Consider the following 7,910-nt stretch of genomic DNA (forward strand, 5'->3'; position numbering starts at 1 on the left):
GGGAGAACCATGCACTACCGCACCCTTGGCACCAGCGGAACCGTCGTCTCCGACCTGGCGCTCGGCACCATGACGTTCGGCCACGAGGCCGACGAGGCCGCGTCGCATGCGCTCCTTGACGCGTTCTTCGCCGCCGGCGGCACGCTCGTCGACACGGCCGATGTGTACACGCACGGCGCATCCGAATCGATCATCGGCCGCTGGCTGGCGGCACACCCGACGGAGCGCGAACAGGTCGTGCTGGCCACAAAGGGCCGCTTCCCGATGGGCGAGGGGCCGAACGACGTGGGCCTGTCCCGCCGCCACCTGTCCCGTGCATTGGACGCGTCACTGTCGCGCCTCGGCGTCGATCACATCGACCTGTACCAGGTGCACGCGTGGGACCCGGTCACCCCGGTTGAGGAGACGCTGCGCTTCCTGGACGGCGCCGTGGCCGCCGGCAAGATCGGCCACTACGGGTTTTCCAACTACACGGGCTGGCAGCTGACCAAGGCCGTGCACGTGGCCCGGGCGCACGGCTGGGCCGCACCGGTGACGCTGCAGCCGCAGTACAACCTGCTGGCGCGCGGCATCGAGCACGAGATCGTCCCGGCCGCGCTCGACGCCGGGCTCGGCCTGCTGCCCTGGTCGCCGCTGGGTGGTGGCTGGCTCAGCGGCAAGTACCGCCGCGACGTCCACCCGGAGGGGGCCACCCGCCTGGGCGAAAACCCGGCCCGCGGCGTGGAGGCGTGGAACTCGCGCAACGGCGACGAGCACACCTGGGCCGTCATCGACGCCGTGCAATCCGTGGCGGAGGGCCGGGGTGTGTCCATGGCCCAGGTGGCGCTGGCCTGGGTGCGGGTACAGCCGGCCGTCACGTCCGTCATCCTCGGCGCCCGCACCCTCGAACAGCTGGAGGACAACCTCGCGTCCGTGGACCTGGAACTGGCCGCCGGGGAACTGGTCGCCCTGGCCGCGGCCAGCATGCCGCGCGCGGAGGCGTACCCGTACGGCGTCGGCGGCCGCGAGCAGCGCAGCCGCAAGATCGAGGGCGGCCGCTGACCTAGGACCCGGCCGCGGCGCGCCACAGGTGCAGCGTCGCGTAGGAGCGCCACGGTTTGAGCGGTTCAGCCATGGCCGCGAGGTCGGCGGGCGTGAACCGGCGCGACTGTGCCGGGGAAAGGCCACGCAACGCCCCAAACCCGTTGCGCACGGCCGCGTCGGTGGGCAGGAACACGTCGGGAGCGCCAAGGACGCGCATCCCCACGTATCCGAGAGTCCACGGACCGATGCCCGGGAGCGGCAGCAGCTTGCCGGCCAGTGTCTCGGGCGTGTCCGTGTGGTCGATGGCGACCGTCCTGTCGGCCAGCAGCCCGGCCACGGACAGGACGGCGTCGATGCGCCGTTGCGGGCCGCGCAGGATGGCGCGGCCGCCGGCGGCCAGTTGCGCCGGCGACGGGAACAGCCGCGCCATGGATCCGTGCGGCGTGCGGCTCGGCGTGCCCAGGGCGGCCAGTCGGGTCAATGCGGTCCGGGCCGCAGCGACGGTGATCTGCTGGCCGATCATGGCGCGGATGACGATCTCGGCCGGGTCGATGCAGCCGGGCAGGCGCAGCCCGGGAACGGCGGCCACCCGGGACGCCAGTTGCGGATCGGCGGCCAGGACCGTGTCGGTCACCGCCGGATCCCGGTCGAGGTCCAACAGACGGCGGACGCGGGTCACGAGTTCCGGCAGGTCGGCTGGATCCTCCAGGTCGTGCTCCAAGGCGAGCCCCCGGCCGTCCCACGCGACCCGGAACCAGCCGTGCCCGCCGGGCAACAGCACCGTGCGCGCATAGGAGGCACCACTGCCCTCCTCGACCCCGGCCACGGCACGGGCCGCGAGGAAGGCGAAGATGCCCGGGTCGAACGGGGGATGGAACTCGAGCGTGACGGCCATGCAGCCATCTTGTCACCGACCATGCCCGCCCCGAAAACGCCTGGAAACACGGTCCCACCCGCGCGCTGCTAGCGTGGCAGCATGCCCGTGTCCGAACCCGTCACCGATTCCGAAGACGCTCACGGGAGCCGGTCCCTGCCCGAGCTCCTCCTGCAGCCGGCCACCGTCGTCGCCCCGCGGCTGCTCGGCGCGCTGGTGCGCCACACGTGTCCGGAGGGGACCGTCGTCGTGCGCCTGACCGAGGTGGAGGCGTATCTGGGGCCACATGACTCCGCCGACCCGGACCCGGGCGCGCACAGCTATCGCGGGAAGACGAACCGCAACGCCGTCATGTTCGGTCCGCCCGGGCACCTGTACGTGTACTTCACCTATGGCATGCACTACTGCGCCAACCTGGTCTGCCGGCCGGAAGGGACGTCGTCCGGGTGCCTGATGCGGGCCGGGGAGATCGTGGAGGGCATCGAGCTGGCCCGGTCCCGGCGGCCCACCGCGAAGAAGGACTCCGAACTGGCCCAGGGCCCGGCCCGACTGACCATGGCACTGGGCCTGAGCCGGGTGCACAACGGCATCGACGCGCTCGGGGGCGAGGTGAGCGTGACGCTGCCCGACACGCCCGCCGCCAACGTGCGGACCGGCCCGCGCGTGGGTATCAGCGGGCCCGGCGGCGCCGCCGCCTACCCGTGGCGGTTCTGGCTCGACGGCGACCCGACCGTGTCCCGGTACAAGCCCGGCGTCGTCCGGGTCAGGCCGGCCCGCTGACGCATGCGGCCACTCGTGCTCCAGGATCGAGTACACGGCGACATCCACCCGCGAACCGCAGCACCTGCAGCTTGGCGGCGCTGTTGGCGGCCCCGCCCCAGTATTCGCGGCCGAAAACGTATGGCCGACCTCCACACGCGACTGCTCCGGCGCATGGTCGTACAGGCTCGTGGTCCCCATGACGGCACCGCTCGCATCATCGAGGACCGCGAACGGCAGCGTCGCGGGGTCCGCAATCCGCGCCGCGAACAACCGGTCCAGCGCGCGTTTCGAGGCCGGCTGTTCGGCGGCCATGCCGGCCCACAGCCCGGTGGCGATGAAGGGGAACAGCGCGGACGCGTGGCGGCGTCGCAGCGGGACGAGCCGGACGCCGTGCCCGGAGCGCGTAATCGAGTGTTGCACAGCGAATATTTCATCATCCCGGAGGCCCCCGGCGATGCCGGAATGGCTGTGCCGGGGATGAATTTCCCGTGACATTCGACGCGGCCCTCCCGCGGCCTCCGTGCGCCCCGGTGCGAGTGCCCGGTCCGGGGGCGGTAGCGTTGGGGACGTGAGTGAGACTTCGCCTGCCGCCGCGACCATCGGCCGGCTCTGTGCCACCGTTCCCGACTACCCGGAACCCGGCATCATATTCAAGGACCTGACGCCCGTTTTCGCCGACGGCGCCGCGCTGCGCGAGGTGGTCGACGCGCTGGTGGCGCCCTTCGCCGGCCGGTTCGACGCCGTGGCCGGGGTCGAGGCGCGCGGCTTCCTGCTGGCCGCGGCCGCCGCGTATGCGACGGGGACCGGCATGATCACCGTCCGCAAGGCCGGCAAGCTGCCCAGGGCCCTGTTCACGGAACGCTACGCGCTCGAGTATGGGAAGGCGGCGCTGGAGATCCACCAGGGCGATGTCGCCGCGGGCACCCGCGTGCTCCTCCTCGACGACGTGCTCGCCACCGGTGGCACGCTCGGGGTGGCCGTGCGGCTCCTCGAACGTGCCGGGGCGGACGTGACGGGCATCGGCGTCGTCCTTGAGCTGGCGTCGTTGCCGGGCCGCGCCGCACTGGCGGGGCATCACGTGGAGTCGCTCGTCACCGTGTGAGCGCCGCCCGACACACCACGAAACCGTACGTCCCGGAGCCCGGCCGCGCCGGAGTAGACTGGATGGTCCAACTTTTGCCGGGGCACGCGTCCGGCAGACGACCTTCGCCAGGGGAGCAGTGAATGCAGAACGCCGATTTGGCCAACGAACGCGAGTACGTGGCCGGGCTCTACGCGCGCCTCGATGAGCTGCGCGCCGAGAAGGTCGCCCAGCTTGCCGATGTTCGCCGCACGCTCAGTGCCGGAACCCACCAGAACCGGTCGGAGCGGGACGCGTTCGCCACCCTGTATGAGGACCGGCTCGCGCAGCTGAACGCCGTGGACGACCGGCTTGTGTTCGGCCGGCTCGACCTGGATTCGGGGGAGCGGCGCTACATCGGCCGTATCGGGTTGTCCACCGACGACCTGCGCCAGCTCATGGTCGACTGGCGGGCGCCGGAGGCCGGCACGTTCTACCAGGCCACGGCGTTCGAGCGCCAGGGCGTGCGCCGGCGTCGGCACCTGATCCTCTCCGGCCGCCATGTGCTGGCCATTGAGGACGATGTGCTGGACGCCGATTTGCTGGCCGACGGCGGCGAGCTCCAGGGCGAGGGCGCCCTGCTGGCCGCGCTGAATTCCCGGCGCACCGGGCGCATGTCCGACATCGTCGGGACCATCCAGGCCGAACAGGATCGGATCATCCGGGCCCCGCTCAGCGGCGCGCTCGTCGTGCAGGGCGGCCCGGGCACCGGGAAGACCGCGGTGGCGCTGCACCGTGCCGCCTACCTGCTCTACACGCACCGGGACCGGCTCAAGTCGGCCGGAGTGCTGCTCGTGGGGCCCACCAGCGCGTTCATGAAGTACATCGAACGTGTCCTGCCGTCGTTGGGGGAGACGGGGGTCGTCATGGCCAGCGTGGGCCGGCTCATGCCCGGCATCACGGCGACCGCCACGGAGTCGCGTGCCGTCGCCGAGATCAAGGGCCGCACGTTCATGGCGGACGTGATCGCCAACGCCGTCGCCAACCGGCAACGGCTCCCGCGCCAGGACACCACCGTCACGGTGGAGGGGACCCGGTTGCGCCTGACGGTCCGCCAAGTCCGGCGCGCCCGCGACAAGGCGCGGGCAACGGGCAAGCCGCACAATGAGGCCAGGGCGACCTTCGTGAAAATCCTGCTGCGCGAGCTGACCGAGCAGCTGCGCGAACACATCGAGGCGGCCGGCGCCGGCAACACCGCGGACCGGTCGTACCTGGCCGAGGACGTGCGCAACGCCCGGGACGTGCGTGTCATGTTGAACCTGTGCTGGATGCCGATGACCCCGGAGAAGCTCGTCGCGGAGCTGTTCGCGAAGCCGGCGATCCTGGCCGCGTGTGCATCGCGGCTCACCGAGGCCGAACGCTCGTTGCTGCACCGGCCGCACGACGCGCCGTGGGCCGAGTCCGACGTGCCGCTGCTCGACGAGGCAGCCGAACTGCTCGGCCGGGCGGAGGCACACACGGCCGAGACGTCCGCGGCCGGGGCGCAGCGCAAACGGGATCTGGCCAATGCCGAGAAGGCCATCATGAACGTGAACCAGACGTTGGCCGACGCGGGTGTCGACGGCGTGGTGACAGCCCAGATGCTGGCCGACCACAACGCCGTGCACGAGGAATACCTGACCAGCGCCGAGCGCGCCGTGGAGGACCGGACGTGGGCCTACGGGCACATCGTCGTCGATGAGGCCCAGGAACTCTCGCCCATGCAATGGCGGTTGCTGGTGCGCCGGTGCCCGGTCAAGTCGTTCACCATCGTCGGCGACATCGCCCAGACGAGCGCCGCCTCGGGTGCCCGGTCCTGGCGGCAGGCGCTCACCCCGTTCTTCGACGACCGGTGGACGCTGGAGGAGTTGACGGTCAACTACCGCACCCCGGCCCAGATCGCCGAGGCCGCCGTCCGCATGGCCAATGCGGCCGGCCAGGTCGTCTCCGCGCCGAAGGCGGTGCGTGACGGCGAATGGCCGCCCTTGGTTGACCGCGTCGTCGGGACCGGGGTACTGGAGGAACTGGTGCGGATCCTGCCGGAGGAACTGGACGCACTGAACGGTGGCCTGCTGGCCGTCATCACCGAGGCGTCGCAGGTGGCACGGACGACGGCGGCCGTGCGGGCCATGTACGGCCGCCGGGTCGGGCACGGGGCCGGGTCGCTGGAACAGGACATTGTCGTCATCGACCCGCACGAGGCGAAGGGGTTGGAATTCGACGGTGTCATCATCATCGAACCGTCCGGCCTGTTGGCGGCCGCCGGCGGCCGGGTGGGCGACCTGTACGTGTCGATGACCCGCCCGACACGGCGGCTGCGGCTGGTGACCACGACGGAACTGCCGGCCGGCATCGAGGCGTGAGTAGCGCCGTCGTACTGGTAATTTTGGAGGGTGTCATTGCAAACCGAACTTCGCGCCCCCGTTAACGACGCCAGCTTCCCCAACGTCTGGCAGGAACTGAAGTGGCGCGGCCTGGTCCATGTATCGACGGACGAGGCCGCCCTCGAGGAACTGCTGGCCGGCGACCCGATCACCTACTACTGCGGGTTCGACCCGACGGCGCCGAGCCTGCACCTGGGCAACCTGGTCCAGCTGCTGACCATGCGCCGGCTCCAGCTGGCCGGGCACAAGCCGCTCGGGTTGGTCGGCGGCTCCACCGGCCTGGTGGGGGACCCGCGGCCGACGGCGGAGCGCACCATGAACACGAAGGAAACGGTCGCGGAGTGGGTCGGCTACCTGCAAGGCCAGGTCCACCGGTTCCTCAGCTTCGAGGGCGAGAACGCCGCGCGCATGGTCAACAACCTCGACTGGACCGCGCCCATGTCCGTGCTGGACTTCCTGCGCGACGTCGGCAAGTACTTCCGTATCGGCACCATGGTCAAGAAGGACATCGTGGCCTCCCGGCTGAACTCCGAGGAGGGCATCAGCTACGCCGAGTTCAGCTACCAGATCCTGCAGGGCATGGACTACCTGGAGCTGTACCGCCAGTACGATTGCCGGCTGCAGCAGGGCGGCTCCGACCAGTGGGGCAACCTGACCAGCGGCACCGACCTGATTCGCAAGGTCGAGGGTGCGTCCGTGCATGCGCTGGGCACGCCGCTGATCACGAACTCGGACGGGACGAAGTTCGGCAAGAGCGAGGGCAATGCCATCTGGCTCGATCCGGCCATGTGCAGCCCCTTCGACATGTACCAGTTCTGGCTGAACACGGCCGACGCCGACGTCATCGACCGGTTGAAGGTCTTCTCGTTCCTGTCCCGCGAACAAATCGAGGAGCTCGCCCGGGCTGTGGCCGAGCGGCCGCAGGCGCGTGAGGCGCAGCGCGTGCTGGCATTCCAGGTCACGTCGCTGGTGCACAGCGTCGAGGCGACGAACAAGGCCATTGCGGCGTCCGCGGCGTTGTTCGGCCAAGGTGAGCTGACCGACCTCGACGTGCCGACGCTGGCCGCGGCCACGCGTGAACTGCCCAAGGTCACCGTGCCCGCCGATGAGTTGAACATCGTCAGCCTGCTCGTGGCCTCCGGCCTGTCCGCCAGCAACTCGGCCGCCCGCCGGACGATCGGGGAGGGTGGGGCGTACGTGAACAATGCAAAGGTCACCGACCCGGACGTGGTCGTCGACGCCGCGGACGCGCTGCACGGCAGATACTTGCTGTTGCGCCGCGGCAAGCGCACCCTGGTCATGGCGGAGATCGTTTAGCGGTCGGTGATTGAGCCTGTCGAAATCACCGACAGACTCCCCACCACAGCTGCCCGCCGGCGCGTTTGCGCACCGGCGGGCAGCTGTGTATAGTTCTACAAGTCTGCTGCGCTTGCGCTGCTCCCGGCTGGATCACTCCGGCGGGTGGGAACGGTGAAGCGGGGCGCTGAATCCCTAAACCAAACCATTTCCTTATCGCTTCGTCGCGTGCTGCGATCGAACGGAAGAATATATGGTGAAGGAATTCGGTGAATTCACGGTGTGACGAGCGGCACGAACTGCCGATTGGACAAAGTGAATTCCGATGAAATAAGCTGTAAACACCGCAGCGATGAAAGCGAAGCAAGAAATGCTTCAAGTACTCGTTTGTGTTTGTTGTTTGAGAACTCAATAGTGTGCCAAGTTTTTTTGATGCCGATTGGTTATGTTTGATTGGTTGATTGACTGTTTT

Annotated in this window: 8 protein-coding genes; 6 read left to right on the forward strand and 2 right to left on the reverse strand. The window is 69.6% G+C overall.

Annotated features, from left to right (window positions below):
- The first annotated feature begins 9 nt into the window (after positions 1 to 9).
- Positions 10 to 1,041: an aldo/keto reductase gene (locus EJC77_RS08580; protein WP_125611620.1), complete on the forward strand. Its 1,032-nt coding sequence runs from the start codon at positions 10 to 12 to the stop codon at positions 1,039 to 1,041.
- A 1-nt stretch (position 1,042) separates the two neighbouring features.
- Here EJC77_RS08580 and EJC77_RS08585 read toward each other — a convergent pair whose 3' ends face one another.
- The gene (locus EJC77_RS08585) at positions 1,043 to 1,918 is read right to left on the reverse strand and encodes a DNA-3-methyladenine glycosylase family protein (protein ID WP_125611622.1); all 876 of its coding nucleotides are present in this window, start codon (positions 1,916 to 1,918) and stop codon (positions 1,043 to 1,045) included.
- Positions 1,919 to 1,999: 81 nt separating this feature from the next.
- Between EJC77_RS08585 and EJC77_RS08590 the strand changes: the two genes are divergently transcribed.
- From EJC77_RS08590 to tyrS, 5 genes are all read left to right on the forward strand, one after another.
- Positions 2,000 to 2,677, forward strand: a complete 678-nt coding sequence (locus tag EJC77_RS08590; RefSeq protein WP_125611623.1) for a DNA-3-methyladenine glycosylase — start codon at positions 2,000 to 2,002, stop codon at positions 2,675 to 2,677.
- Positions 2,678 to 2,830: 153 nt separating this feature from the next.
- A complete protein-coding gene (locus EJC77_RS08595; RefSeq protein ID WP_125611625.1) occupies positions 2,831 to 3,151 on the forward strand; it encodes a hypothetical protein in 321 nt (106 codons plus the stop codon).
- Between the two features lie 76 nt (positions 3,152 to 3,227).
- On the forward strand, positions 3,228 to 3,761 hold the full coding sequence (locus EJC77_RS08600) for an adenine phosphoribosyltransferase (RefSeq protein ID WP_125611627.1): 534 nt from the start codon (positions 3,228 to 3,230) through the stop codon (positions 3,759 to 3,761).
- A gap of 122 nt (positions 3,762 to 3,883) precedes the next feature.
- The gene (locus EJC77_RS08605; protein WP_125611629.1) at positions 3,884 to 6,121 is read left to right on the forward strand and encodes a HelD family protein; all 2,238 of its coding nucleotides are present in this window, start codon (positions 3,884 to 3,886) and stop codon (positions 6,119 to 6,121) included.
- Positions 6,122 to 6,157: 36 nt separating this feature from the next.
- Positions 6,158 to 7,459 carry a tyrosine--tRNA ligase gene (gene tyrS / locus EJC77_RS08610; protein ID WP_240629981.1) on the forward strand — a complete coding sequence of 434 codons (1,302 nt, stop codon included), beginning with the start codon at positions 6,158 to 6,160 and terminating at the stop codon, positions 7,457 to 7,459.
- 25 nt (positions 7,460 to 7,484) lie between these two features.
- On the opposite strand, the gene EJC77_RS20660 is transcribed toward tyrS, so the two are convergent.
- Positions 7,485 to 7,910, reverse strand: a 426-nt coding sequence (locus EJC77_RS20660; protein WP_205787009.1) for a hypothetical protein, incomplete at its 5' end; no start/stop codon positions are given.

Source organism: Specibacter cremeus, from assembly GCF_003946885.1.
Lineage (GTDB): Bacteria > Actinomycetota > Actinomycetes > Actinomycetales > Micrococcaceae > Specibacter > Specibacter cremeus.